General features: G+C 54.9%; 35 protein-coding genes. 7 read left to right on the top strand and 28 right to left on the bottom strand.

Features of this window, described 5'->3' with window-relative positions:
- Positions 1 to 2 precede the first annotated feature (2 nt).
- The 5 genes from ACFIO0_RS20715 (at position 3) to ACFIO0_RS20695 (ending at position 3,821) form a co-directional block, all read left to right on the top strand.
- Positions 3 to 743, top strand: a complete 741-nt coding sequence (locus ACFIO0_RS20715) for an MOSC N-terminal beta barrel domain-containing protein (RefSeq protein WP_390912370.1) — start codon at positions 3 to 5, stop codon at positions 741 to 743.
- Positions 743 to 1,393, top strand: coding sequence for a ribosome biogenesis GTP-binding protein YihA/YsxC (gene yihA, locus ACFIO0_RS20710; protein ID WP_390912368.1), 651 nt, complete (start codon positions 743 to 745; stop codon positions 1,391 to 1,393). The genes ACFIO0_RS20715 and yihA overlap by 1 nt, the downstream gene beginning before the upstream one ends.
- A 92-nt stretch (positions 1,394 to 1,485) precedes the next feature.
- Positions 1,486 to 2,346: an acetylglutamate kinase gene (gene argB / locus ACFIO0_RS20705; protein ID WP_390912366.1), complete on the top strand. Its 861-nt coding sequence runs from the start codon at positions 1,486 to 1,488 to the stop codon at positions 2,344 to 2,346.
- A 57-nt stretch (positions 2,347 to 2,403) separates the two neighbouring features.
- Complete coding sequence (locus ACFIO0_RS20700) at positions 2,404 to 3,198, top strand: sterol desaturase family protein (RefSeq protein WP_390912364.1); 795 nt, start codon at positions 2,404 to 2,406, stop codon at positions 3,196 to 3,198.
- Positions 3,135 to 3,821 (top strand): ferredoxin, encoded by a 687-nt coding sequence (locus tag ACFIO0_RS20695; RefSeq protein WP_390912362.1) that lies wholly within the window; start codon positions 3,135 to 3,137, stop codon positions 3,819 to 3,821. Before ACFIO0_RS20700 ends, ACFIO0_RS20695 begins: the two co-directional genes overlap by 64 nt.
- Before the next feature lie 77 nt (positions 3,822 to 3,898).
- Here ACFIO0_RS20695 and ACFIO0_RS20690 read toward each other — a convergent pair whose 3' ends face one another.
- From ACFIO0_RS20690 to rplO, 19 genes are all read right to left on the bottom strand, one after another.
- Positions 3,899 to 4,666, bottom strand: a complete 768-nt coding sequence (locus ACFIO0_RS20690) for an ATP-binding cassette domain-containing protein (RefSeq protein WP_390912360.1) — start codon at positions 4,664 to 4,666, stop codon at positions 3,899 to 3,901.
- A 12-nt stretch (positions 4,667 to 4,678) separates the two neighbouring features.
- On the bottom strand, positions 4,679 to 5,995 hold the full coding sequence (locus ACFIO0_RS20685; protein WP_390912358.1) for an ABC transporter permease subunit: 1,317 nt from the start codon (positions 5,993 to 5,995) through the stop codon (positions 4,679 to 4,681).
- Positions 5,996 to 5,998: 3 nt separating this feature from the next.
- Positions 5,999 to 7,243, bottom strand: coding sequence for an ABC transporter permease subunit (locus ACFIO0_RS20680; protein WP_390912356.1), 1,245 nt, complete (start codon positions 7,241 to 7,243; stop codon positions 5,999 to 6,001).
- Positions 7,244 to 7,384: 141 nt separating this feature from the next.
- Complete coding sequence (locus ACFIO0_RS20675) at positions 7,385 to 8,401, bottom strand: transporter substrate-binding domain-containing protein (RefSeq protein ID WP_390912354.1); 1,017 nt, start codon at positions 8,399 to 8,401, stop codon at positions 7,385 to 7,387.
- Positions 8,402 to 8,598: 197 nt separating this feature from the next.
- Positions 8,599 to 9,312, bottom strand: a complete 714-nt coding sequence (locus ACFIO0_RS20670) for an ATP12 family protein (RefSeq protein WP_390912352.1) — start codon at positions 9,310 to 9,312, stop codon at positions 8,599 to 8,601.
- Entirely contained in the window at positions 9,309 to 9,992 is a 684-nt protein-coding gene (locus ACFIO0_RS20665) for an HAD-IA family hydrolase (RefSeq protein ID WP_390912351.1), read from the bottom strand. The genes ACFIO0_RS20670 and ACFIO0_RS20665 overlap by 4 nt, the downstream gene beginning before the upstream one ends.
- Positions 9,992 to 11,032 carry an RluA family pseudouridine synthase gene (locus tag ACFIO0_RS20660; RefSeq protein ID WP_390912350.1) on the bottom strand — a complete coding sequence of 347 codons (1,041 nt, stop codon included), beginning with the start codon at positions 11,030 to 11,032 and terminating at the stop codon, positions 9,992 to 9,994. The genes ACFIO0_RS20665 and ACFIO0_RS20660 overlap by 1 nt, the downstream gene beginning before the upstream one ends.
- Positions 11,029 to 11,409: a fluoride efflux transporter CrcB gene (gene crcB / locus ACFIO0_RS20655; protein ID WP_390915378.1), complete on the bottom strand. Its 381-nt coding sequence runs from the start codon at positions 11,407 to 11,409 to the stop codon at positions 11,029 to 11,031. Before crcB ends, ACFIO0_RS20660 begins: the two co-directional genes overlap by 4 nt.
- A gap of 46 nt (positions 11,410 to 11,455) precedes the next feature.
- The gene (locus ACFIO0_RS20650) at positions 11,456 to 12,757 is read right to left on the bottom strand and encodes an AAA family ATPase (protein ID WP_390912349.1); all 1,302 of its coding nucleotides are present in this window, start codon (positions 12,755 to 12,757) and stop codon (positions 11,456 to 11,458) included.
- Positions 12,757 to 14,136, bottom strand: a complete 1,380-nt coding sequence (locus tag ACFIO0_RS20645; RefSeq protein ID WP_390912348.1) for a trypsin-like peptidase domain-containing protein — start codon at positions 14,134 to 14,136, stop codon at positions 12,757 to 12,759. Before ACFIO0_RS20645 ends, ACFIO0_RS20650 begins: the two co-directional genes overlap by 1 nt.
- 51 nt (positions 14,137 to 14,187) lie before the next feature.
- Positions 14,188 to 14,757, bottom strand: coding sequence for a DUF2306 domain-containing protein (locus tag ACFIO0_RS20640; protein ID WP_390912347.1), 570 nt, complete (start codon positions 14,755 to 14,757; stop codon positions 14,188 to 14,190).
- Positions 14,758 to 14,865: 108 nt separating this feature from the next.
- Positions 14,866 to 15,285, bottom strand: coding sequence for a 50S ribosomal protein L17 (gene rplQ / locus ACFIO0_RS20635; RefSeq protein ID WP_390912346.1), 420 nt, complete (start codon positions 15,283 to 15,285; stop codon positions 14,866 to 14,868).
- Positions 15,286 to 15,425: 140 nt separating this feature from the next.
- A complete protein-coding gene (locus ACFIO0_RS20630; RefSeq protein ID WP_390912345.1) occupies positions 15,426 to 16,442 on the bottom strand; it encodes a DNA-directed RNA polymerase subunit alpha in 1,017 nt (338 codons plus the stop codon).
- A gap of 115 nt (positions 16,443 to 16,557) precedes the next feature.
- Entirely contained in the window at positions 16,558 to 16,947 is a 390-nt protein-coding gene (gene rpsK / locus ACFIO0_RS20625) for a 30S ribosomal protein S11 (protein ID WP_390912343.1), read from the bottom strand.
- Positions 16,948 to 16,962: 15 nt separating this feature from the next.
- Positions 16,963 to 17,331 carry a 30S ribosomal protein S13 gene (gene rpsM, locus ACFIO0_RS20620; protein ID WP_390912341.1) on the bottom strand — a complete coding sequence of 123 codons (369 nt, stop codon included), beginning with the start codon at positions 17,329 to 17,331 and terminating at the stop codon, positions 16,963 to 16,965.
- A gap of 233 nt (positions 17,332 to 17,564) precedes the next feature.
- Positions 17,565 to 17,936 carry a hypothetical protein gene (locus ACFIO0_RS20615; RefSeq protein ID WP_390912339.1) on the bottom strand — a complete coding sequence of 124 codons (372 nt, stop codon included), beginning with the start codon at positions 17,934 to 17,936 and terminating at the stop codon, positions 17,565 to 17,567.
- Complete coding sequence (locus ACFIO0_RS20610) at positions 17,933 to 18,577, bottom strand: adenylate kinase (RefSeq protein ID WP_390912337.1); 645 nt, start codon at positions 18,575 to 18,577, stop codon at positions 17,933 to 17,935. Before ACFIO0_RS20610 ends, ACFIO0_RS20615 begins: the two co-directional genes overlap by 4 nt.
- Entirely contained in the window at positions 18,574 to 19,935 is a 1,362-nt protein-coding gene (gene secY, locus ACFIO0_RS20605) for a preprotein translocase subunit SecY (RefSeq protein ID WP_390912335.1), read from the bottom strand. The genes ACFIO0_RS20610 and secY overlap by 4 nt, the downstream gene beginning before the upstream one ends.
- 119 nt (positions 19,936 to 20,054) lie before the next feature.
- Positions 20,055 to 20,531, bottom strand: coding sequence for a 50S ribosomal protein L15 (gene rplO / locus ACFIO0_RS20600; RefSeq protein ID WP_390912333.1), 477 nt, complete (start codon positions 20,529 to 20,531; stop codon positions 20,055 to 20,057).
- A gap of 196 nt (positions 20,532 to 20,727) precedes the next feature.
- On the opposite strand from rplO, the gene ACFIO0_RS20595 reads away from it, so the two are divergent.
- Both ACFIO0_RS20595 and ACFIO0_RS20590 read left to right on the top strand, forming a co-directional pair.
- Positions 20,728 to 21,471, top strand: a complete 744-nt coding sequence (locus tag ACFIO0_RS20595; RefSeq protein WP_390912331.1) for a fatty acid hydroxylase — start codon at positions 20,728 to 20,730, stop codon at positions 21,469 to 21,471.
- A gap of 246 nt (positions 21,472 to 21,717) precedes the next feature.
- Complete coding sequence (locus ACFIO0_RS20590) at positions 21,718 to 21,942, top strand: hypothetical protein (protein ID WP_390912329.1); 225 nt, start codon at positions 21,718 to 21,720, stop codon at positions 21,940 to 21,942.
- A gap of 115 nt (positions 21,943 to 22,057) precedes the next feature.
- Here the strand turns inward: ACFIO0_RS20590 and rpmD are convergent, their stop codons facing one another.
- The 9 genes from rpmD to rplN form a co-directional block, all read right to left on the bottom strand.
- Positions 22,058 to 22,246, bottom strand: a complete 189-nt coding sequence (gene rpmD, locus ACFIO0_RS20585; RefSeq protein WP_390912327.1) for a 50S ribosomal protein L30 — start codon at positions 22,244 to 22,246, stop codon at positions 22,058 to 22,060.
- 11 nt (positions 22,247 to 22,257) lie between these two features.
- On the bottom strand, positions 22,258 to 22,839 hold the full coding sequence (gene rpsE, locus ACFIO0_RS20580; protein ID WP_390912326.1) for a 30S ribosomal protein S5: 582 nt from the start codon (positions 22,837 to 22,839) through the stop codon (positions 22,258 to 22,260).
- Between the two features lie 104 nt (positions 22,840 to 22,943).
- Positions 22,944 to 23,303, bottom strand: a complete 360-nt coding sequence (gene rplR / locus ACFIO0_RS20575; RefSeq protein ID WP_390912324.1) for a 50S ribosomal protein L18 — start codon at positions 23,301 to 23,303, stop codon at positions 22,944 to 22,946.
- Positions 23,304 to 23,314: 11 nt separating this feature from the next.
- On the bottom strand, positions 23,315 to 23,848 hold the full coding sequence (gene rplF, locus ACFIO0_RS20570) for a 50S ribosomal protein L6 (protein ID WP_390912322.1): 534 nt from the start codon (positions 23,846 to 23,848) through the stop codon (positions 23,315 to 23,317).
- A 10-nt stretch (positions 23,849 to 23,858) separates the two neighbouring features.
- A complete protein-coding gene (gene rpsH, locus ACFIO0_RS20565) occupies positions 23,859 to 24,251 on the bottom strand; it encodes a 30S ribosomal protein S8 (protein WP_390912321.1) in 393 nt (130 codons plus the stop codon).
- Positions 24,252 to 24,266: 15 nt separating this feature from the next.
- Positions 24,267 to 24,572 carry a 30S ribosomal protein S14 gene (gene rpsN, locus ACFIO0_RS20560; RefSeq protein WP_390912320.1) on the bottom strand — a complete coding sequence of 102 codons (306 nt, stop codon included), beginning with the start codon at positions 24,570 to 24,572 and terminating at the stop codon, positions 24,267 to 24,269.
- 18 nt (positions 24,573 to 24,590) lie between these two features.
- Positions 24,591 to 25,154, bottom strand: a complete 564-nt coding sequence (gene rplE, locus ACFIO0_RS20555) for a 50S ribosomal protein L5 (RefSeq protein WP_390912318.1) — start codon at positions 25,152 to 25,154, stop codon at positions 24,591 to 24,593.
- Positions 25,154 to 25,459 carry a 50S ribosomal protein L24 gene (gene rplX, locus ACFIO0_RS20550; protein ID WP_390912317.1) on the bottom strand — a complete coding sequence of 102 codons (306 nt, stop codon included), beginning with the start codon at positions 25,457 to 25,459 and terminating at the stop codon, positions 25,154 to 25,156. The genes rplE and rplX overlap by 1 nt, the downstream gene beginning before the upstream one ends.
- A 2-nt stretch (positions 25,460 to 25,461) precedes the next feature.
- On the bottom strand, positions 25,462 to 25,830 hold the full coding sequence (gene rplN, locus ACFIO0_RS20545) for a 50S ribosomal protein L14 (RefSeq protein WP_390912316.1): 369 nt from the start codon (positions 25,828 to 25,830) through the stop codon (positions 25,462 to 25,464).
- Between the last annotated feature and the right edge of the window lie 30 nt (positions 25,831 to 25,860).

The following is a 25,860-nucleotide window of genomic DNA, read 5'->3' as shown; positions in this document are numbered from 1 at the left end:
ACTTGGATCAGATCACCAGCATATGGCGACACCCGATCAAATCGCACGGTCGCGAGGCGTTGCAAAACGTCGCGCTCATCGCTGGCGCGGCGATGCCGTGGGATCGTGTTTGGGCCGTGGCGCATGACAGCGCCAAGGCGCAGGCTGGTGTGTGGGCGCAATGTGCAAACTTTAGCCGTGTCTCCAAAGCGCCTGCGCTGATGGCGATCACAGCCGAGTTGGACGAGGCGAACGAAACCATCACGTTGCGCCACCCGGATCGCCCTGATTTGACGTTTCGCCCAGATGACAATCCTGATGCGCTGATCGGGTGGACATCGCCATTGGTTCCTCAGAACCGCGCGTTGCCCAGCCACATCATGCGCCTTGATGGACGCGGATATACCGACAGCGATTTTCCGTCGGTGACCCTGTGCAATATGGCGTCGCATCGCGCCGTCGAGCGGGCAGTTGGCCAAGATCTGTCGATCCACCGCTGGCGTGGCAACGTCTGGTTTGACAGCGAAACCCCATGGATCGAATTCGACTGGATGGGCAAGGACATCGCAATCGGTGACGCGATTTTGCGCCCTCGCGAGCGCACGGATCGCTGTGTAGCAACCACGTCGAACCCAGACACCGGCAGACGTGATGCCGACACATTGGCCGCGCTCAAAAGCTTTGGCCACCAGGATTTCTCAGTGCGCTGCGAAGTCATTCAAGGCGGTGCAATCGCCACAGGCGACAAGGTGCGGCCCGTATAATGCAAATGCAATTTTCACTGGCCGAAACGCCGGACAAGATAATCAAAGAACAAGGTCGCTTGTTGTTTGCCCACGGCACCGAATTCGTCAAAGGCGTTGTGGCCATGGACGGCCTGCCGTCTGCGGACCGGATGGAGGTTTGCTTTGCCGGCCGCTCCAACGTTGGGAAATCGTCACTGATCAATGCGGTCACCGGCCGCAAAGGTCTGGCACGCGCCTCGAACACGCCTGGCCGTACGCAGGAAATCAACTATTTCACCGCGCATGACAGCCACTATCTGGTCGACCTTCCGGGTTACGGTTACGCGAACGCGCCCCTGCCAGTCGTTGAGAAATGGCAGCGCCTGCTCAAGCAGTACTTGTCGGGCCGTCAAACTTTGCGCCGCGCCTTTGTGCTGATTGATGCACGTCACGGCGTCAAACCTGTGGACGAAGAAATCATGTCGTTGCTCGACAGTTCCGCGGTGATTTTCCAGTGCGTTTTGACCAAGACGGACAAGATCAAAGAAGAAGCGCACGAAAAACTGCTCGAACAGGTCCGCAGCAAACTGGCAGCACATCCCGCAGCCTACCCCGAGATCGTCATGACCAGTTCCGAAAAGGGCACCGGCATCGATACATTGCGCAGCATCATCGCCACCCTCGAATAATTCATCCAATCGCCCCAAGTATCCTTGTGTCGCCATGGAATGCCTTGCGCGCAGGGCTTCGGTTTCCCATAACTCTGTGACGAGGGAACAACATGAAGACACAAGATATGAACCGCGACTGGATCACCACTGCCGAAACGCTAAGCCGCGCCCTGCCCTACATGCAGCGCTATTCTGGTGCGATTGTCGTGATAAAACTGGGCGGCCACGCGATGGGCAGTGACGAAGGCATGGCCAGCTTTGCGCGTGACGTTGTGCTGATGCAACAAGTCGGCGCGAACCCTGTGATCGTTCATGGCGGCGGGCCGATGATCAACGCGATGCTGGAACGGCTCGATATCAAATCCGACTTTGTGAATGGCAAACGGGTCACCGACGCGCCGACCATGGAAGTCGTAGAAATGGTGCTGAGCGGCCTCGTGAACAAGCGTATTGTACAAGCTATCGGGGCCCAAGGTGGCCGCGCCGTTGGCCTGTCTGGCAAAGACGCAAACCTTGTGACCTGCACACAAACTGATCCAGCGCTCGGGTTCGTCGGCACACCGTCTGTGGTTGATCCATCGATCCTGCAAGACCTGTTCCAATCCAACACCATTCCGGTCATTGCGCCCTTGGGTGCGGGTCATGACGGCGAGACTTTCAACATAAATGGCGACACGGCAGCCGGTGCCATCGCGGGTGCCTTGAACGCGGATCGCTTGCTTTTGCTGACTGACGTTGCGGGCGTCAAAAACGGCGAAGGCGAAGTTTTGACCGAACTGACCGCGGCGCAAATCCGCGCGTTAACGGCAGACGGCACCATCGCCGGCGGCATGATCCCGAAAACCGAAACCGCGCTGAATGCCATTGAAAACGGTGTGCGCGCGGTGGTTATCCTGGATGGTCGCGTGCCGAACGCCTGCTTGCTAGAGCTGTTTACTGATCACGGTGCTGGCAGCTTGATCCGCGACTGACGCAACCGTGTTGATCTGCAGGTTGGCACAAGGCCCCCATTACGCTACGTCTGGCCTATGGAAAATGAATCTCTCATCCGCCTGTCCGTCTTCATCAGCCTGTTTGCTGTTCTTGCGTTGATCGAAACGCTGGCACCGCGCCGCGTACGCAGCCAAACGCGTCAGGCCCGCTGGGTGACAAACTGGGGCATCACCATCGCGAACATGGTGGCGTTGCGTGCCTTGGCTATTTTCCTACCGTTTCTCGCAGTTGGGGCCGCAGTAGATGCGCAGATAAATGGATGGGGGGTGTTCAATGCGATCGCCTTGCCGGCCTGGGCCGAAGTGATCCTCGCCATGTTGATCCTTGATTTCATCATCTGGGCACAGCATTTGATCACCCACAAAGTCCCCCTGCTGTGGCGCTTGCACCGTGTTCATCACGCGGATGTCGACATGGATGTCACCACTGCTATTCGCTTTCATCCTGTAGAAATCGCGTTGTCTATGATCTTGAAAATTGGCGTCGTCTACCTGCTTGGGCCAGCCGCAATTGCCGTGATCCTCTTCGAAATAATGCTGAACGGCACCGCTATGTTCAACCATGCTAATATCCGCCTGCCCTTGGCGGTTGATCGCATTGTGCGCCGCGTTTTGGTCACGCCCGACATGCATCGCGTGCATCATTCCGTGAACCGTCAGGAGCACGACAGCAACTACGGCTTTGCCTTATCGATTTGGGATCAGATGTTCGGCACCTACATCGCGCAACCGGCCGCAGGACACGATGACATGCAGGTTGGGCTACAATGGCAGGACGACAGGCCAAGCAAACTTGGTTGGTCCCTGACATTGCCGTTTACGCGCAAATGATCCTTAAACAGATCGCACAACGCATCGACCCGCTGGGTCTGTTTGTGATGGGCGCGTTTAACCAAGACCAAGGCGCAATTGTCCTACTGGGTGCCGCCGATACGTTTTGGTCCGTTTTCACCAAGGCACCCGAGTACAGTGACGACATAGCTAACCCAATTGACCGGTGGTCCAAGAGACACATAAACGCGCTTGCATCCGAACACGGCGGCTCGGCAATCTTCCCATCAGACGGGCCGCCCTATGCTCCGTTCATCGCGTGGGCCCTGAAATCGGGGCGGTTCTGGCAAAGCCCAACCGGCATGATGGTGCATGATACAGCCGGGTTGATGATCTCGATCCGTGGCGCGGTCCGCCTGCCATTCGCCGTGCAAACACAGTTGTCAGAAAACCCGTGTGACACCTGCGCAGAACAGCCTTGTGCGACTGCCTGCCCAGTTAATGCTTTGTCTCTGACGGCAATGTACGATGTCCCAACGTGTAAGGCGTATCTGGATACGCCCGCTGGCGATAGCTGCATGACTGGGGGCTGCCACGTGCGCACCGCCTGCCCCGTCAGCCAATCTTTCAACCGTGATCCAGAACAAAGCGCCTTTCACATGCGTGCCTTTACGGGTCGCTAAAACGCGAAACGGCCAGCCCTGACAGCCAGCCGTTTGCGAAATGTTGGTAAGGTGTGCGTGTCGCACACCACGCGTCGTTAGTGACCCAAGATCTGGCTCAGGAACAACTGCGTCCGCGGGCTTTGCGGGTTGTTAAAGAACTCTTCCGGTTCGTTCTGCTCCACAATCTGACCTTCATCCATAAAGATCACGCGGTTCGCCACCTGACGGGCAAAACCCATCTCGTGCGTGACGCACAGCATTGTCATGCCTTCTTCGGCAAGCTCGATCATCGTGTCCAGAACCTCTTTGATCATCTCCGGGTCCAGCGCGGACGTCGGTTCATCAAACAGCATGATACGCGGCTGCATGCACAACGAACGGGCAATCGCCACACGTTGCTGCTGGCCACCGGACAACTGGCCCGGATACTTGTTCGCCTGATCAGGGATTTTTACTTTTTCAAGGTAATGCATCGCCAGTTCTTCGGCTTCTTTCTTGGGCGTTTTACGCACCCAGATTGGAGCCAGCGTCAGGTTTTCCAAAATGCTCAGATGCGGGAACAAGTTGAAGTGTTGGAAACACATGCCAACTTCCGACCGGATCTTGTCGATGTTCTTAAGGTCGGATGACAACAGCGTGCCGTCGACTTCGATCGACCCTTTTTGGTGCTCTTCCAACGCGTTGATGCACCGGATCAGCGTGGATTTGCCTGAGCCTGACGGCCCACAAATCACGATCCGTTCGCCGCGTTGAACGGTCAAATCAATGTCGCGCAGCACGTGGAATGTGCCGTACCATTTGTTCATGTTCTGGATGCTGATCGCGACTTCGTCGGACACTTGCATTTTTGCTTGTTCAGCCATGTTCCGGCCTCCTTATCGGTGATCTGTCGCGAGACGGCGTTCCAGCCACTGCGAATATTGTGAAATGCCGTAGCAAACGACGAAGAACAGGACGGCTGCAAAGCTGAACAGCTCCCAATACACCCCGTTCCAATCGGTTGACGCCAAAATGGGTCCGCGGATCATACCCACGATATCGAACATCGAAATGACTGATACCAGCGTGGTGTCTTTGAACAGGCCCACTGCGATGTTCACGATACCTGGGATCGAGATTTTCAACGCTTGTGGCAGGATGATCAGGCGTGTTGCTTGGGCGTAATTCAGCCCCAGTGAATCCGCGGCCTCGTATTGCCCTTTTGGCAAGGCGGCCAAGCCACCCCGAATAACTTCGGCAATGTATGCTGCCGAAAACAGGGTGATCATGATCACAACGCGGATAAACAAATCCACGCCAGTGCCCGGTGGAAAAAAGTACGACAGCATGACACTGGCCACAAACAACAGGGTGATCAATGGCACGCCGCGAATGAATTCAATAAAGATCACGCAGATGTATTTGATGAACGGCATCGATGATTGACGACCTAACGCCAGTGCAATGCCCAAAGGCAAGGACAACGACACACAGGTCACACCCAACATCATGTTCAGCATGAAACCACCCAGATCACGGCTTGGCACAGGCTCAAGCCCTGCTGCAAACAATGAACCCGCCTTACGCGCAGCGTCATCTGGTCCGATCATTGTGCCGAGGTACCAAACAATCGCCGCACCAAGAACGCCAGCACCCAAAGCCAGAGCAAAGTTTTGCTTTTCGAGGCGTTCGAACACTTTGAACGCAACGACAAAGCCAACCAGAGCCATGATTGGGTAATACACCGGACCGCCCCAGATCAACCAAAAGGCGATGAAGGGGTAAAGCCCTGTAAAGATCAGCAGTTTGCGCGGCAGATCAAAGAACAGCACGGGGGCCGCTGCCAAGAACAACATCGCAAAGGCAAGGGCCGGGCGCCAGTACAGGTCGCTTGGGTATTTGAACCCGAACAACAGTTGGTTCCAGCGTTCGGAGATGACGGCAAAGCAACCACCAGTCGCCCCTTCAAGAATCTCGCGGCACGCGGAAAGCGTTGGCGCATCCCAAACCCCGTTCAAGATCCAAGGCATGATTTTGGCAAGGATCAAATAGATCGCGATGAAGGCCAGAATGGTCAGGATCGAGTTGCCGACACCGGCGAACAAATTATCCTTAACCCATTTAGCTGGTCCCGCCGCGTTAGAGGGCGGGGCAGACTGTGGCACGGTTTCCGTCCGAACAAAGGCGACGACATTAGCAGATACATCTGACATGGCCTAGCGCTCCTTCAGTTTAATGGTGTTGTTGTAGACGTTGACCACCGCAGAGATCGACAGCGAGATGATCAAATAGAACAACATCAACAGAACGATACATTCAATCGCACGCCCGGTTTGGTTCAAGGTAATGCCACCCAAAGTCGCCGTAACGTCCGCGTAGCCAACCAGAATCGCCAAAGACGAGTTTTTGGTGATGTTCAGATACTGCGAAATCAGCGGCGGGATGATCACCCGCATGGCTTGTGGCAGAACAACCAGGCTCATGATCCGGCCCGGACGAATGCCCAAGGCACCAGCCGCTTCGGTTTGCCCTTTTGACACGGCCTGAATACCTGCACGCACGTTTTCCGCGATAAAGGCACCGGTGTAAATCGACAGGGCGAACCAGATCGCAATCAGCGGTGCACCAACTTTGATGCCACCCTTAAAGTTGAAGCCCTTGAGTTCAGGGATTTCAAAGCTAAGGCCAGTGATGATGAAAAACGCGATTATTGGCAGAAACCAGATTGCCAGATTGGTCAGCATTGTGGCTGGGCGGACGCCCGTCGCTTCTTGGATGCGCGTGGCGCGTTTGTTGACTGTACGCGCCCCAAAGAAGGAACCGACCAGAACGGCGAGCGCAACCAGCCATCCAATACCCGCCGACAAGATGCCAGTTTCGCCAAAGATGCGCGAAAATTCTGGTCCCGGCAGGTACACACCGCGATTGGTAAAGGCCGAAATGCCCAAGAACATTGATGCTTCTGCATCTTCGCCCCGGAACGCCCTTGGGCCCGGCAGCACCACAGTCATGATGCCGAAGATGATCAAGATCCAGATCAACACAGGGATGTTGCGGAAGATTTCCACGTAAAAGGCCATCAGCTTGCTGACCAACCAGTTGTTCGACAGGCGCAGAACACCCGCCAGAACCCCAAAGATGGTCGCCATGATACAGGCCAGAAACGCCACAAGTAGCGTGTTCAGAATACCGACAAACGCCGCCCGAAGGTTGGTCGATTGACTGGTATATTCGATCAAACGCTGGTTAATGTCGTAACCTGCAGGCGCGCCCAAAAAGGCGAAGTCGATGTTCAACCCCAGTCGCGTCAGGTTTGAAACCACGTTGCTGGCAAGATAAAAGATTGCCAATGCGAGAACGATCGCTGCGATCACTTGCAAGGTAAGCGACCGGTAGCGGGTGTCATTCAACAGCATAGATAGCCGGAACGCGCCCTTCGGAGGGTCGGTCATAATTGTCATGGAATGTTTCCCCGTGTTCCGGTCCAAAGCTTAATGCGGCGTCTGTGCGCCAAAGGCCGGAGATTTAGTAAGTCGTCGCAATTCAGTGTCGTCAAAGTGCAAAGGGCGCGAGGTGATCCTCGCGCCCTTTGACTGTAGCGTTTAGCGGAACGGTGGGCTGTACAACAGGCCGCCTTCTGTCCACTGAGCGTTCAGGCCACGGGCCAGACCGATCGGTGTTGCTTCGCCGATGTTACCTTCAAAGATCTCACCGTAGTTGCCGCCAACTGCGATTGCGTTTTTCGCCCAATCAGCAGACAGACCCAGCATTTCGCCCAGTGTACCTTCGGTACCCAACAGACGGTTAACTTCTGGGTTGTTTGTGCCAGCAGACAATTCTGCCAGGTTTGCAGAGGACACACCCAGCTCTTCAGCTGTGATCAATGCGTTCAATGTCCAGCGAACAACGTCGCCCCAGTTGTTGTCGCCGTGGCGAACAAGCGGGCCCAGTGGCTCTTTGGAAACGATTTCTGGCAGCAGAACGTGGTCGCCAGGTGCTTCGAAAGTTGCACGTGTCGCGGCCAGGCCGGATGCGTCTGTCGTGTAAACGTCGCACGCACCGGACAGGTATTGCTGTTGCGCTTCGGCGTTTGTTTCGATTGGCACTGGCTCATAAGAGATGTTGTTTGAACGGAAGAAATCCGCCAAGTTCAGCTCTGTTGTTGTACCGGTTTGGATGCAGACAGTTGCGCCATCCAGATCTTTGGCAGAAGAAACACCCAGATCTTTTGGAACCATGAAGCCTTGGCCGTCATAGTAGTTCACGCCTACGAAAGTGAACTTCAGGTCCACGTCGCGGGAGAATGTCCATGTGGTGTTACGTGCCAGCATGTCGATTTCGCCAGACGCCAACGCAGTAAAGCGTGTTTTGCCTGTTGTAGGAACGAACTCAACGGCATTGCCGTCACCAAGAACAGCGGCGGCTACAGCGCGACATACAGCAACGTCAAAGCCTTTCCATACGCCATTCGCATCTGGTGCAGCAAAGCCAACCAGACCAGTTGTCACGCCGCAGTTCAGTTTGCCGCGTGCTTGTACATCTTCCAAAGTGCCAGCTGCCGCAGCACCGGCCGCAAGGCCAGCAACGGTCAACGCGCCAAAGATTACAGATTTTTTCATTTTTACCTCTTCCTGATTTTCCACCATAATTAGGGTGGTTCGTCGGTGTATTTTACACCGTAAGCGATACAGGCCCAGTTGTTACTGAGCCCGTGTCGCACAGTGTGCTAGGATTCATCATCCAACGTCAAGTGTTGCATCACGAAAACGGATCGTTCGAGGTGTCACAATCCCGCATAAGTTCACCTTCCCCAGCGTCAAGCGCGCTGACACGCATCAAAAAACTGCTTTGCGTGCGCAAATGCACTCTTTTTAACCTCTGCGAGTGCGGTTGCCTCGTCATCTGGCCCCCATTGTTCTTCTTGCCAAAGATCGTCCAAGCGCGAAATTTTCCACATCTGTTCTGCGGAAAAATTGTTCGTCGTCGCCGCAAAACCAAGAATCAATGACCCGCTGAGCGACACCAGATCGTGAAAGGCTGCCAATTCGAACGCGTCGAATGCATGGGTCTTGGCGCGCAGAATATCCAAAGCGCCCTGATCTTGGGGGGCGTGAATAATGCCGACGCGCGGGTGCAGTACGACACCCAAATTGGTGCGCGCCCAATCCAGCATCGGATCCCACTGCTCCGTTTGCCGGGCGACCAGTTCGACAGGCGTGTCAGCACGGTAGCACAGCAAATCACTGTCACCGTATTCCGACAACAGGTCCGCAACTTCACTGTGTTGGGTTGCGACTTTGTCGATCGCCGCATTGGCCGATCGGGTAAACGGCATCGTGTTCGGATTTACTTTTTCACTCTGCGCGTCCCATTCGGCGGCAATCGCATCCGCGAGCGCTTGGGTCGGCACAACCAATGCAGATTTCGCCGGTGTTTTAACCGATCGCCCGTCCAATTGAACAGCAAATCCACCGTCAACCGCGACGCTTTTTGCCTCTGTCCAAAACCGTTTTAGCGCCCAATCGCTCATGGCTGTGTGCTCCATAGCTCGGTCAGAATGTCAGGTATGTTGGCAAAGGTGCCAGCAAAACGCGTGGCCTGCGCCAAACGATCACGAGTGTGATAGCCCCACGCCACACCAATGCTGCGCATGCCCGCAGATTTGGCCATGTCCATATCAAAGCTGGTGTCGCCAATCATCACAGCACTGTGCGCCTCAACACCCGCATCTGCCATTGCCTGGATCAGCATGGACGGGTGCGGTTTGGAGGGATGGAAATCTGCGACCTGTTGGGTGACGAACATGCGCTCGAACCCGTGGCCTTCGATCAGTTTATCTAGCCCGCGTTTGGATTTGCCCGTGGCCACGCCCAGCAAGATGTTCGGGTCCGAATTTAGCGCCTCAAGGCAGGCACGCGCACCCGGATAAAGCGGCGATGACACTGCCGCCCCCTGCTGTTTACGCGCATCCATGTAGCTGTCTTTGTAGGCCTGAACCAACTGCGCATGGGTTGCGCCAGACGCGTCAGGTGCCAGCATTGGCATCAAAACATCCAGTGACAATCCCACGACACCAAGGATCGCAGCGCGCTCTGGCACCGCCAACCCAAGCGCCACAAATGCAGAGGTCATCGCTGAAACGATATCGCCCTGACTGTCCACCAACGTGCCATCAACATCAAACACAACCAGCCGCAAATCCGCAGCCATCAAAGCGACTCGAACGGGTCTTCTGCGGCCAGATCTTCGGTCCACCCGAAGGTGTCCCAGCTGTGCGCCATGTGTTCTGGCAACTCGGCTGTGACCGTGATGACCTTTTTCGTTTCGGGGTGCTGAAACCGCATCATGCGCGCGTGCAGGTGCAGTTTTTTGGAAATGGTGCCGCCCAATTGCGCGCCCCAACCGTCGCCCATATTTTCCTGACCGGAACCGCCGTACTTGCCATCGCCAATGATCGGATGCCCGATTTCGGCCATGTGCGCACGCAGCTGGTGGGTACGTCCGGTGATGGGTTCCATCGCGACCCACGCCGCCCGCGATGCCACACGGTAGAGCGTCGCGTACAACGTCTGCGCGCGTTTGGCGCCTTCGGTGTTTTCGACGTCACGCGGGTGGACTGCGATCATCTTTTCGCCTTCGCCGCCCTTGCCACGCCCTGCGGCCTTGACCAGACCAAAGCGGATTTCACCAAGATACGGCGTCGGCACACCAGCGACGAGCGCCCAGTAAATCTTGCGGGTTTCGCGGTGACGCATGGCTTCGGTCAATGCCCGTGCGGCAACACGTGTGCGCGCCAAAAGCAAAACACCGGATGTGTCTTTGTCGAGGCGATGCACCAGACGCGGCTTTTCCTCGTAGTCAAACTGCAAGGCTTCGGCTAGCCCGTCGACGTGACGGGAGTGACCGGATCCACCTTGGGTCGGCAAGCCTGCAGGTTTGTTGATCGCGATGACGTGGTCATCTTTGTAGATCACACAATCCAGCATCAATTTGGTGTCTGCTGCCGACACGCGACGTTTGTGATCGGGTTCCGGGGCCGCATGATCGGGCAGCGGCGGAATGCGGATTTGCATACCGACTTCGATGCGGGTTGACCCTTTGACGCGCCCACCATCGACACGCAAATCACCCTTGCGACACATCTTGTCGACGCGCCCCTGCGGGATATGCGGAAAGCGCCGCTTGAACCAACGATCCAGGCGTTGATCGCCTTCGTCTTTTCCTACGATTACTGTTTGAACACGGCTCATGCGAATATACCTCGGGCGACAGCCAGGCCTACCATCAGGCCAACAATTGAAAGTCCGACGGACAAGGCCACGTAAAGGCTCGCCGCGCCAATGTTACCTCGTTCCATCAGTGTGACGGTTTCCAGCGAAAAGGCCGAAAACGTTGTGAAACCACCAAGCAAGCCCGTCATCACGAACGGACTAAAATGGGTTAACCCGCGCTGCGCTGCTGCCACGACAAAGACGCCCATCAGAAACGAACCGATGACGTTGACCGACATGATCGCCCAAGGAAAGTCGGTTGGGCCAGCCAAACGCATCGCACCAACCCCAAAGAGGTAGCGCGTCGACGCGCCGATGGCCCCGCCAAGGGCAACAAGAGACAAGGTTGAAAACATAATCGACCGCATCGCGCACACGGCAGGCAGAGTCAAGTTTTGTGGGTTATTCGCCGCGCTTGGCGCGCAATTTAGCAAAGTAATCGAGCCGCTTTTTCAATTCGCGTTCATGGCCGCGTTCCACAGGGACATACAACACCGGACGTTTCATCCCGTCGGGGAAATAGTTTTGCCCCGAAAACCCGTCTTCGGCGTCGTGGTCATAGGCATATCCGGCCCCGTAACCCTGATCTTTCATCAACGATGTCGCCCCGTTCAGGATGTGCTTTGGGGGCGGTTGCGATCCCGTCTGTTTGGCGGCATTGCGCGCGGCTTTGTACGCCACGTAGGTCGCGTTCGATTTGGGGGCGAGCGCAAGATACGTGACCGCTTGGGCCAATGCCAATTCGCCTTCGGGACTGCCAAGACGCTCGTAGGTTTCCCAACATTGCAGGCACACAGCTTGGGCGTTGGGGTCGGCCAGACCTATGTCCTCAACCGCCATTCGGGTGATGCGACGGGCCAGAAACCGCGGGTCTTCGCCACCTTCAAGCATCCGCGCAAACCAATAAAGGGCCGCGTCCGGGTCCGATCCACGCACCGATTTGTGCAGCGCGCTGATCAGGTTGTAATGCGCATCGCCGCCCTTGTCGTATTGCGCCGCGCGACGCATCAAACGGGTCGACAACGTGTTTGTGTTCAGCTTGCCCTCAACCTTCCACGCAGCGACCTGCTCGATCAGGTTCAGCAACGCGCGGCCATCGCCGTCGGCCATCTCAAGCAGCGCTTCGCGTGCAGGACCATCCAGCGGCAACGCGCGGTCCAATTCCTTTTCCGCACGCTGCGCGAGGCGTTCCATATCCGACAAATCAAGGCGTTCAAGTACCAAAACCTGCGAGCGCGACAGAACCGCTGCGTTCAGTTCAAACGACGGATTTTCGGTTGTCGCGCCAACCAACAAAATGGTCCCGTCTTCCATGTGCGGCAAAAACCCGTCTTGTTGGGCTTTGTTGAAACGGTGGATTTCGTCGACAAACAGCAGTGTCCCCTGCCCGTTTTGACGCCGAATACGCGCGCCCTCGAATACTTTCTTCAGGTCAGGAACGCCAGTAAAAATGGCTGAGATTTGTACAAAATGCAGATTGGTTTCGTTGGCCAGTAGCCGCGCAATTGTGGTTTTTCCAACGCCCGGCGGGCCCCAAAAGATCAGCGAACTTAACGCGCCCGCACCCAGCATGACCGTAAGCGGCGCGTCAGGACCAAGAACTTGGGTTTGGCCAATAACCTCTGCCAACGTCTGTGGACGCAAACGATCCGCCAAAGGGCGCGGCATATCAGGAACTGGCTGATCCCCAAATAAATCCGCCATCAGAGACGGAACCGAAGCTGCACACGGCTATCGCCGCGCAGCACAACGATCGACACATTGCGCCCGCCGCTTGCCAGCAATTCTTCGACATCCGACGGGGTTCGCGTTGGTGTGCCGCGCACCTTTTCGATGACGTCCCCGCCTTGTAAACCGACGCGCGCGCCAAACGGGCCGGTGTCTGTGATCACGACGCCTGCGGCCTGCAATAGCAAGTTCATCTCACTGATCACGGCCGGATTAATCTGCGCCAATTGCAGCCCGGGCAGGATCGAATCCTCGCCCAAGACCGTCGCGTTTCGGGGTGGATCATCAGGGGCCGCGACCAGATTGACAGCGATGTCCTCGGCGATGCCGTCCCGAATACGGGTCACCTGCGACGTGTTGCCAAGCCCGGCAACGCTCATCCGGAACACCATTTCCGAGGGCGTATTGACGACTTGCCCGTCGACCGCCGTGATCACGTCACTTGCGGCAAAGCCCGCCTGCTTAAACGGGCTGATAGGATGCAGTCCCGAAATGACGATGCCGCCCGGGCGATCAAGGCCAAAAGTATCGGCCATATCGGCATCTACCGATTGCCCGCTCATGCCGGCCCACGGACGTAGGAATTCTTGATTGCCCGCCTCGGCTTGGGCCACGAAAGCACCAACCAAGTCAGCCGGAATAGCAAAACCGATACCGTTGGACCCGCCAGAGCGCGTCAAAATCTGCGTGTTGATGCCAATCAGGCGACCGGCCATGTCGATCAGCGCGCCGCCGGAATTGCCGGGATTGATCGGTGCATCCGTTTGGATGAAATACCCGCGCCCCGACCCATTCGAGCTGCCGGATCGCGCAAGGCCCGACACAATACCGCTGCTGACAGTTTGACCGACACCAAAGGGATTACCGATGGCGAGCACCAATTCACCAACTTCAACGTCGTCGCTGGCGCGCAGATCGAGGCTGGGTAAGTCGTCAGTCCCTTCCAGTTGCAAAATCGCCAGATCGCTGTCCTCGTCCCCCAATAAAACACGGGCGGAATATTCACGGCGATCGTTCAGAACCACACGGATATCCGTCGCCATGCCGACCACGTGATAGTTGGACACGACAATCCCGCTTTCGGACAGGATCACACCAGACCCGAGCGAATTTTGCACGCGTGGCGCAGGTGTGCCACCGTCAAAGAAACGCTGGAAGAACGGGTCCTCCATAAAGGTATTGGGGCGTGCCTGCGTAATAAGTTTGGCATAGATGTTCACGACCGCAGGTGCCGATTGTTTGACCAAGGGCGCAAAGCTGAGGGCGATTTGCGTCTGACTTTGCGGCACTTGCTCTTGCGTCAACGCGGCGGTTGCAAAACTAAACGAAGCGATTAGGGCAAAAATATGTCTCATGGACTAGGATATGCGCAGCGCCCCACAATCATGCAACCCCGTGTATTCAGGTTATCTACGCGCGCGCGGATATATGAGCATTTCGACAAACGTGCAGTTCAAAATAACACCTAACGAGGACGCTATGACAAAAGTCGTCTCGAACGGTAGATCAAACAACCATTTGGCTGCGTCAATAAATATGCGCGCAGTCGTGACAGACAATGCAATCGCATAAGCGCGCATCATGAACGCCTGGTGACGTACTAGTTTTCGGGCACGGATTGCATGAATGGACAGTCCCATAAATACAATCATTACAGCAACCAATACAAAAGTTACGGCTTGGGTTAGCAGCCCGCCAAGCGCGGGAAACGCTATCACCATCCAACAGACCCCGATGCCACACAACACCGCGGATACAACAAAAGTGCGCCCGATCAACCTGTGTAACCACAATGCTTTGCGACGCAAAACCATTGAAAACTGCAGCGGGCCGAAAAGAAACAAAACCAATCCCGGAAGCAGATGCAGTAACGTCAGATAAGGGTGATCAATGTATCGCTGATCAACCCAAGCTGCGTGCGACGGGGGCGTCACTAAAAATGCAACCCGTTCAAATGTGCCAATCAGAACTGGCATGCTCAGCAAATACAGTGCCGGAATTGTCAGTTTCGGCATCTGTTCCCCAAAACGCAAAAACCCCCGCCAATTGGCGAGGGCATTGTTAGAACCGGATGGTTCAAATTCTTATTCGCCAGCGGCTTCTGCTGCTGCAACGCGGGCTTTGTCGCCTGCGCCTTTGGCGTCGCGGTCGCGGTCAACAAATTCGATGATCGCCATCGGTGCCATGTCGCCGTAACGGAAACCGGCCTTGAGGACGCGCACATAACCACCTTGGCGGTCTTTGTAGCGTGGTCCCAAAATGTCGAACAATTTCGCGACATATTGGTCTTGCTTCAGCTTGGATGCGGCTTGGCGACGGGCGTGTAGATCGCCACGTTTCGCCAAAGTGATCATTTTCTCAATGATCGGGCGCAGTTCTTTTGCTTTTGGCAATGTTGTTTTGATTTGCTCATGTTCAATGAGCGAGCCGGCCATGTTTGCCCAGAGCGCCTTGCGGTGCTCATGTGTACGGTTCAGGCGGCGGTATCCACGTGCGTGACGCATTTTCTATTCTCCTAAGTGTGCTCTCTACGAGCGATTTTACTTTGTCTGGCCTTTGATGCGTGTCGCAGGCTCTCCTTGGGGCAGATTGCCCAGTCTGTTCGTATGGGTAGGCGGACACATGGCCTGCCTACCCGAATTGTTTAAAAGGCGTCTTCGAACTTTTTCGCCAGATCTTCGATGTTGTCTGGTGGCCAGTCTTCGACGTCCATGCCGAGGTGCAGACCCATGCCTGACAACACTTCTTTGATTTCGTTCAAAGATTTGCGGCCAAAGTTCGGGGTGCGCAGCATTTCTGCTTCGGTTTTTTGGATCAGATCGCCGATGTACACTATATTGTCGTTCTTCAGGCAGTTTGCCGAACGAACAGACAATTCCAACTCGTCCACTTTCTTGAGAAGCAGCGGGTTGAATTCCAAACCGTCATCTTCATCCGCGCGGGATGCTGATTCTGGTTCGTCAAAGTTCACGAAAATACCCAGTTGGTCCTGCAGAATACGCGCCGCAAAAGCGACCGCGTCGTCTGGCGTGATGGACCCGTCTGTTTCGATTTTCATCGTCAGTTTGTCATAGTCTAGAACCTGACCTTCGCGCGTTGGCTGAACGTCATAAGAGACCTTCTTGACCGGCGAATAGATCGCGTCGATCGGGATAAGACCGATTGGTGCATCTTCTGGTTTGTTCTTTTCAGCAGAAACGTAACCTTTGCCGGTGTTAACCGTCAGTTCCATGTACAGATCGGCACCATCGTCGAGGTGGCAGATCACGTGATCACGGTTCAGCACGTCGATGCCGTTGGATTCAGAAATGTCGCCTGCTGTGACAATGCCCGGACCTTTTGCAGAAATCGACAGGCGCTTTGGCCCTTCGACTTCCATGCGCAATGAAACGCCTTTGAGGTTCAGGATGATGTCGGTGACGTCTTCACGTACACCAGCAACTGACGAAAATTCGTGCAAAACGTTGTCGATTTGCACAGACGTGATCGCGGCACCTTGCAGCGATGACATCAGAACGCGACGCAGCGCGTTGCCCATTGTCAGACCAAAACCACGTTCCAGTGGTTCTGCAACAACGGTTGCTTGACGTGCTGGATCATTGCCCGGCTTAACGTCCAATTGTGTTGGCTTGATTAGTTCAGCCCAATTCTTGTGGATCATGCGTCCCTCCATTCTTGCCTCAGCCCCATGTCCTAAAGGCTAAAGCGCCCGAGGTTTCAAAAAATGCGGAATGGGGCCGTGCGAAAACACGCGGCCCCAACCGAAGTAGTCGTGCTTAGACGCGGCGGCGCTTTGGTGGGCGGCAACCGTTGTGCGCCATTGGTGTCACGTCACGGATAGATGTGATGTTGAACCCAACAGCAGCCAATGCGCGCAGCGCACTTTCACGGCCAGAGCCTGGACCTTGCACTTCGACTTCCAGCGTTTTCACGCCGTGATCTTGTGCTTTTTTGCCTGCATCTTCGGCAGCCATCTGCGCCGCATAAGGCGTAGATTTACGTGAGCCTTTGAAGCCCATCGTGCCGGCAGAAGACCATGCAATTGCGTTGCCTTGAACGTCTGAGATCAAGATTTTGGTGTTGTTGAAAGAAGAGTTCACATGCGCCACACCTGCGGCGATGTTCTTACGCTCTTTTTTCTTTGCGCGTACTTTATCGCGTGCCATCGATCAGAGCCTCCCTTATTTCTTCTTACCAGCAATGGCCTTTGCAGGGCCTTTGCGAGTACGAGCGTTGGTGTGAGTGCGCTGACCACGGACAGGCAAGTTACGACGGTGACGCAAGCCACGGTAGCAACCCAAATCCATCAGGCGTTTGATGTTCATCTGTGTGTCACGACGAAGGTCACCTTCAACGGTGTAGTTTTCGTCGATGTGCTCACGCACTTTCAGAACTTCGGCGTCGGACAGTTCGTTAACGCGACGTGTCGCGTCAATGCCAACAGCTTCGCAAATCGCTTGCGCAGAAGTTGTGCCGATACCGGTGATATATGTGAGGGCGATTGGAACCCGCTTTGCAGTCGGGATGTTTACGCCGGCAATACGTGCCACGTGTGGAATTCCTTTTCGTTGCGAGCCCGTCATTCCAGGCCCTTTTTTCACAACGTAAGCCCGAGGCAATTAAGCATTCGGGCCGCAGCTGATCAGGTGATCGTGTTTCGCAGGAGCGACCTTTGAAACATATTTGATTCTCATAAGAGATACGGCTGGTTATGGGCTTTTGGCCCAAGCGTCAACTGCGAAAAGCCCGTAGATTGTGAATCCAATCGGTCAGAGCCAAAGATTCACTCGCACCGGTAAAATAATGTGGGCAAACCCTGCACACGCACGGGTTTGGTCGCAACGGCCCCAAGAACGGGAACCGAAAAACTGTACTCGTCTGTCCAGCTTTTCTCGCCATTGCCGCAGGTCGTCTTGGCAATAACAGTTTGCCCCACCAAGGCATCAAAATCCAATGCCTCGGCCCAATCACAATTGACACCATGACCTGAAATGCTTTGGGCGCGCAGCACCAAAGTGTCGACAAGTGGCAGTCCCGCAGAATCAAGCGCGCATTGTTCGATGTTTGTTACAAAGTAATCGCCGGCCTGACCGTCTGCATACGTCGCAAAAGGACCGCAGATGGCAAGAAAGGCTGCAATCCGAGCCCGCTTCAATCCATGACCTTTGCGATATCGCGCTGCACGGTTTCGATGTCACCCAAACCGTCAATCCGGTTCAACATCTCTTTGGCGTAGTAATAGCCGATCAGTGGAGACGTCTTTTTGTAATATTCCATGAGGCGCGTTTTCAGGCTTTCCTCGTTGTCATCTGCACGGCGGGTGAATTTGTTAACCGCACCACAGTTGGAACATTTGCCGTCTGCCGGCTCTGGCTTGGTGTTGTCGTTGTAGACCTCACCACAGGCACCGCATGTTGAGCGGGCAGTGATGCGGGCAACAAGCGCCTCGTCATCGACTTCCATCTCGATCACCGCATCAAGGCTTTCGCCCTCAGCTGACAGCAATTCCGTCAGCGCATCCGCCTGTGCCAGCGTCCGCGGGAAACCGTCAAAGATGAAACCCGCTGCTTTGACCGTGTTCAGCTGTTCACGGATCAGGCCGATCACGATCTCGTCCGTGACCAATGCACCCCGTGCCATCACGTCGGCAACAACCTTGCCCATCTCGGTGCCACTGTCTTTGGCAGCGCGTAACATGTCGCCGGTGCTCAGTTGCACCATGCCACGTGTTTCAACCAAATGACGCGCTTGCGTCCCTTTGCCAGCGCCTGGTGGCCCGAGAAGGATAATGTTCATTTACGAGCCGGGCTCCGTTTCTTGCGTGTTTTACCCTTGCCACGCAGGTTCGATTTTTCAATCAGACCTTCGTACTGCTGAGCAAGCAAATGGCTTTGCACTTGTTGGATAGTGTCCATCGTCACCGAAACAACGATCAAAACCGACGTGCCACCAAAGTAAAACGGAATCGCGAACTGACCGCGTAGAATTTCTGGCAGAACGCACACCGCAGCAAGGTACATGGACCCCAGAACCAAAACGCGGTTCACAACGTATTCCAGATATTCAGCGGTCTTTTTGCCCGGACGGATCCCTGGAACAAAACCGTTCTGGTTTTTCAGGTTGTCCGCAACTTCGTCCGGTTTGAACGACACGTTGAACGTATAGAAGTACGCAAAGAACACGATCATCGCGATGAAGAACAACAGGTACAACGGCTGACCGGGACCAAAGTTCGCGAGCAACCACGACATCACAGGGCTGGTAGACCCGCCAGAGAACGTGCTGATTGTCACAGGCAGCAACAACAAGGACGATGCAAAGATCGCGGGGATAACGCCGGCTGGGTTCACCTTGATCGGCAAGTGCGAGGACCCACCGTCATAAACCTTCATGCCGACCTGGCGGCGCGGATACTGGATATGCAGCTTGCGCAAGGCCCTTTCCATAAAGACGACGAATGCAATGGTTGCGATCACCATCACGATCACCCCGACAATCACCGCTGGGCTAATGCTGCCGGACCGGCCGGAGGCAAAGAACTGCGCCAAAGCGGCAGGAACTTCGGCAATAATGCCGACGAAAATGATCAAGGAAATACCGTTACCGATGCCGCGCGCAGTGATCTGTTCACCCAGCCACATCAGGAACATCGTCCCACCAACCAGCGTAATCAGGCAGGTCATGCGGAAGTAGAAACCAGCCTCGGTGACCAAGTCGCCAGATTCCAGCGACACAGCAAGGCCGTATGCCTGCACCGTGGCCAGCGCGACCGTCCCGTAACGGGTGTATTGGTTAATTTTCTTTTGGCCTTGCGCCCCTTCTTTCTTGAGTTGCTCAAGCGAGGGCACCATCGAGGTCATCAATTGAACGATGATCGAGGCCGAAATGTAGGGCATGATCCCGAGGGCAAAAATACCCATGCGACCCAGCGCGCCACCGGTAAACATGGACACCATGCCGCCAATCCCTTGGCCCGCATTTTCCATAAAGTCGCGCAATGCAGCGCCGTCGATGCCGGGGACAGGAATAAACGTGCCCAAGCGGTAAACGATCAGCAGCGCCAACGTAAACAGGATGCGGTTGCGCAGATCGGTCGCTTTGCCAAGGCTCGCCCAAGTCGTGTTGGCGGCCATATTTTCGACGGCAGATACCATAGGAAGGCTCTTTCTATATCAAAAACGCCGCCCTCACCGATTTTCCGGGGGGCGGCGTTTGGAAAACTCTTAGGACTATGTAGGCGGCAAACGCACGCCTCACAAGTCCGAAGGCTCAGTTACTCGGCCGCAACCTTGGCTGTCAGGGTCAATTTCCCGCCAGCTTTCTCGACTGCTTCAACAGCAGACTTGGACGCGCCGTGTACTTCGATGTTCAGCTTGGACGTAACTTCGCCTTTTGCCAGGACGCGGATACCGTCCAAAATGCGACGAACCGCACCAGATGCGACCAGCGCTTCTTCGGTGATGGCTGATTTCGCGTCGATCTTGCCTGCGTCAACAAACTTCTGGATCAGACCCAAGTTGATGACGGCATATGCCTTGCGGTTCGGCTTGTTAAAGCCACGCTTTGGCAGACGTTGGTACAAAGGCATTTGACCGCCTTCAAAACCTTTGATCGCAACACCCGAACGGGATTTTTGACCTTTGATACCACGGCCACCCATTTTACCGGTGCCGGAACCTGGACCACGGCCAACGCGCTTGCGTGGTTTGGTGGCACCTGGGTTGTCGCGTAGTTCATTTAGTTTAAACATTTTGCTTCTCCTATCGCCGGATATGCCCCTCGAAGCAAATGGGACAACCACGGCATGTTTGGTTTTCGAGTCACCTGTGAGGTGAACACTGGCCGCGTATAGTCGCCGAGCAAGGAGGGATCAAGGGGCAGTTGGTTTGAAACTGCCGTACGGGAATCTATTGCGTGCACAGGGCAGCCTGTGTTGATCTGGTCTTATGTCAAAAAATCAACAATTCCTGCCACGCTGGCGGATCATGCTGTCACACAATTCCATCCCTCCGATGGTGGTTGCCTTATGCGCAGGCGTGTTGATCGTCGCCTTTAGCGGACCGTGGTGGGTCTGGTTGTTCGCGCTGTTGGGCGTGCCACTGCAAATGCTGAACGAGTATTCGCTGCATCGCCATATCTTTCATCTGCCCCCGCCAAGCGAACAATGGAAATTCGATATCCTATACCAAGCGCACTACGGCCATCACGATTTCCCAACGAACATCCCGCTGTTCTTTGCACCTGCGTGGGTGACATTACCGATCTTGGTGATCAACTTTGCGTTGGTCTGGGGGATCGCGTCGCTGGTGTCGATGCACGCCCTGCCCATCGCCGCCGCCTTGGTCATGGTCGGCGGCGTCGGCACGTTTCTGGGGTACGAGTGGTTCCACATGACGGCCCACTTGCCCGTGCGCAAAACTTGGATTGAACGACATGTGGCAGGATTGCACGCGCAACATCACTTTCGCGATTTCGATCGGTGGTTTCATGTGTCGCCCGGCGGGCATGTGATTGACCGGATGATGGGGACGGCAATTAATCGGGACGCTTTGCGGTCCAAGCAGCGGATCGAGTTTATCAAGACGCTGGGGTTAGAGCCGGATGACGCGCGGCTGGTGGCAGCAAGGGTAAAGTTTGCGGGGAAGTATGGGCTACACTCTGACGAAATCATCGACGCAGCGAAGACCTAGGGCCGCGTCCGACACGGGGTCGTAGGCCGTCTTGCATTTGATCCACTGGATCAAATGAGGCCGAAGAAGGCGATAGCCTCGGGTGCAGCGAAGACGCGCCCGCCCATGGGGCGGGTCGGACGCGGCCCGTAGTCGGGGACTACGGGCGGTTAAAAACCGACAAAAAAGTACTACATCATTTGTAGCCTGTGTTGGATCAGCTTCACGACCGACATTCCAAATCGTTTTGTAAAGGAATTAATTGCAATGATGCTGCCCAAGTATACTGAATTGAAATCAATGACGGAGAAGGATTTGATTGAGAAGCTCTCAAGTATGGAGATAAATGTTCAGGTTGGGGTGAACTTCATCTACGATGAACTTCGCGCTCGCAAAGCGAACCGCCAGAACACCCTTATTGTCTGGCTAACGGCGATTGTTACAATTGCGACCCTCCTAAATGTTTATCTAGTTTACGTCACTTTGAACTAAATCGTTTCTACCTCAAGACTGATAAAACTCCGGAAAAGAAAACGCCCCGCATTTTCATGCGAGGCGTTCTAATTATCGCGGGGTGCATCAAGATGCACCTTACGGGTGGCTGACTTCAGCCTTTTTCTTCGATGATCTCAACCATGTGAGAGATCGAGCTTACCATGCCGCGTACGGAAGGTGTGTCTTCCAGCTCGCGGGTTTTGTGCATTTTGTTCAAGCCAAGGCCGATCAGAGTTGCGCGCTGTTTTGCAGGGCGGCGGATCGGGGAGCCTACTTGTTTGATGACGATTGTTTTAGCCATGATGCCAGTCCTTATGCGTCTGCTGATTCAGCAGGTGCTTCGGCCGCAGGCGCGTCGTCACGCTTTGGCAGAATGTCAGCTACTTTTTTGCCACGACGTTGGGCTACGGAACGAGGCGATGCCTCTTTGCGCAGGCCGTCGATGGTGGCGCGGATCATGTTGTACGGGTTTTGCGAACCGATGGATTTGGACACAACGTCCTTAACACCCAGCATTTCGAAAACGGCACGCATTGGACCACCAGCAATAATACCGGTACCTTCTGGTGCTGAGCGCATCACAACTTTACCGGCGCCGTGGCGGCCTTCCATGTCGTGGTGCAGTGTCCGACCTTCGCGCAATTGCACGCGGATCATTTGACGCTTGGCTTGCTCTGTGGCTTTGCGGATGGCCTCTGGGACCTCTTTCGCTTTACCTTTGCCAAAGCCTACGCGGCCTTTTTGGTCACCAACAACTACGAGAGCTGCGAAACCAAAGCGCTTACCACCTTTTACGGTTTTCGATACGCGGTTAATCGCGACCAGGCGGTCGGAAAATTCCGGTGTTTCGTCACGATCACGGCGTGGGCCGCGACGGTTTTCACGTTCTGCCATTGAGAACATCCTTTTTCATTGGTGGCTTGCGCCAAATAGCTTCAATCCTGGTGGGCGACATGCCCCCGGATCATCGGGGCAGCGCGAACGCTGCCCTCAAGATTTTAGATCTTCAGACCGCCTTCGCGGGCCGCGTCTGCAACTGCTTTTACTTTGCCGTGGAACAGGAAACCGCCCCGATCAAAGTAAGCTTCTTCAACGCCAGCTTTCTTAGCACGCTCGGCAATTGCCGCGCCCACTTTGGTCGCTGCTTCGACGTTGTTTTTGCCAACAGAACCCAGACCTTTTTCCAATGTGGAAGCGGACGCGAGCGTCACGCCGTTCACATCGTCGATGATCTGCGCGCTGATGTTTTTGTTGGAGCGATGAACCGAAAGACGCAAGCGTCCTGCGTTTACGCGGCGAAGTTTGTTCCGAACGCGCATGCGGCGTTTGATGAACAGTGTACGTTTGCTGTTTGCCATCTGTGCGTTCCTTACTTCTTCTTGCCTTCTTTGCGGAAGATGAACTCGCCCTTGTAACGGATGCCTTTGCCTTTATAGGGCTCTGGTTTCCGCCAAGCGCGAATGTTCGCGGCAACTTGACCAACTAGCTGGTCGTCGATGCCTTCCACAATGATCTCGGTCTGTTTTGGTGACGTTACGGTCACGCCTTCAGGCGCGACGTAATCAACGTCATGGGACAGGCCCAAGTTCAGTTTCAATGTGTTGCCCTGCACGTTTGCACGATAACCAACACCGTGGATTTCAAGTTCTTTCTTGAAACCATCGGTGACGCCGGTGACCAGGTTTGCAATCATTGTGCGGCTCATGCCCCACTGCTGAAGTGCGCGCTTGGATTTACCGCGTGGTGTTACAGATACAGAGCCGTCTTCGACCGTGATGGTCACGTCATCCGTTGCCTTGAACGAACGTGTGCCTTTTGGGCCTTTGACTTCGATAGTTTGGCCAGACATGGAGGCGGAAACGCCTGCAGGAAGACCGACTGGTTTTTTACCAATACGAGACATCAAATGCTCCTTAGAATACGGTGCAGAGCACTTCGCCGCCAACATTGGCTGCGCGCGCGCTTGCGTCCGACATCACACCCTTAGGGGTGGAGACAATCGACACACCCAAGCCCTGACGGACAACTGGGATGTCATTGACGCCCATGTAAACGCGACGACCGGGTTTAGAGACCCGCTTCAGTTCGCGAATAACAGGTTCGCCCTCGTAATACTTCAGGCTGATTTCGATGGCCGGGTGGCCGTCTTTGCCTGTCGTTGCTTCATAGCCGCGAATGTAACCTTCGTCTGCGAGTACGTCCAAAACCCAGGCACGCAGCTTTGAGGCTGGTGTCTCGACGATGGATTTGCCGCGCAGTTGGCTGTTACGAATGCGTGTGAGCATATCTGCGATAGGATCGTTCATATCTAATGCCCTTCCTTACCAGCTCGACTTGACCATGCCGGGGATTTGACCGGCAGAGCCGAGATCCCGCAACGCGATCCGCGAAATTTTGAGCTTACGGTAGTAAGCGTGTGGACGACCTGTCAGCTGGCAACGGTTGTGCAAGCGAACTTTGGACGAGTTACGTGGCAACTTGGCCAGCTTCAGAGTAGCGCGAAAACGCTCTTCCATAGGCAGCTCTTGGTTGTTCACGATTGCTTTCAACTCAGCACGACGTTCGGCGTACTGTTTGACCAGCTTCTCACGCTTAACTTCGCGTGCGATCATGGATTTTTTAGCCATATCTAAATTCCCTTCCGCTTACGAATTGAAAGGCATGTTGAAAGCTTTCAACAGTGCTTTTGCTTCGTCGTCGGTTTTAGCCGTCGTTGCGATAACGATGTCCATTCCCCAGTTTTCGTCGATTTTATCGAAATCGATTTCAGGGAACACGAGGTGCTCTTTCAAGCCCATGGCATAGTTGCCACGACCGTCAAAAGATTTGCCAGATACGCCGCGGAAGTCACGGATACGAGGCATTGCAATCGTGGTCAGACGATCAAGGAATTCGTACATGCGATTGCCGCGCAGGGTAACTTTCGCACCCATTGGCATTTCTTCACGTACACGGAAGCCCGCGATGGATTTCTTGGCAATGGTTGTCAGCGCTTTTTGGCCGGCAATCAATGTCAGGTCGCCCTGAGCGGATTTGGCTTTCTTGGAGTCGCGTACCGCAGCAGCGCCACAACCAATGTTCAATACGATTTTATCCAAACGAGGGATCATCATATCGTTTTTGTAGCCAAACTCTTCTTTCATCGCCGGACGAATTGTGTCCGCGTAGATCGACTTAAGACGGGGTGTGTAGTTTGCTTCGTCCAACATTAGATCACGTCTCCTGTTGTCTTGGCAAAACGCACTTTTTTGTCGCCGTCCATTTTAAAGCCAACGCGTGTTGGCTTGCCGTTTGCGTCGATCAAAGCAAGGTTGCTCAGCGCGATTGGCATGGCTTTTGGAATGCGGCCACCTTGGGATTCTTGAGACTGACGTGTCGCACGAATAGCGATGTTCAGACCGTCAACAACGGCTTTGCCTGCGGTAGGATTGACAGAGGAAATCGTGCCCTCTTTGCCTTTGTCCTTACCGGCCAGCATGACGACTTTGTCGCCTTTCTTCAGCTTAGCAGCCATGGTTACAGCACCTCCGGAGCGAGTGAGATGATTTTCATGAAGTTCTTGCCGCGCAATTCACGAACAACCGGTCCAAAGATACGTGTACCTACTGGCTCGTTGTTGTTGTTCAGAATGACTGCTGCATTCGTGTCAAAACGAATGGCTGTGCCATCGTCACGACGAACTTCTTTTGCCGTGCGAACGACGACGGCCTTACGGACATCACCTTTCTTAACACGACCACGTGGAATGGCTTCCTTGACCGACACGACAATAACGTCGCCGACGGATGCGTATTTACGCTTGGAACCACCCAGAACCTTGATGCACTGAACACGGCGTGCGCCGCTGTTGTCAGCCACTTCAAGATTTGATTGCATCTGGATCATATGGTTTCTCCCGACCTTTGGGGGGCGATG

The organism is Pseudosulfitobacter sp. SM2401 (assembly GCF_042932805.1).
Classification (GTDB): Bacteria; Pseudomonadota; Alphaproteobacteria; order Rhodobacterales; family Rhodobacteraceae; genus Ascidiaceihabitans.
Note: the sequence above shows the minus strand (reverse complement) of the source record. Positions and strands in the feature narration are given on the sequence as shown.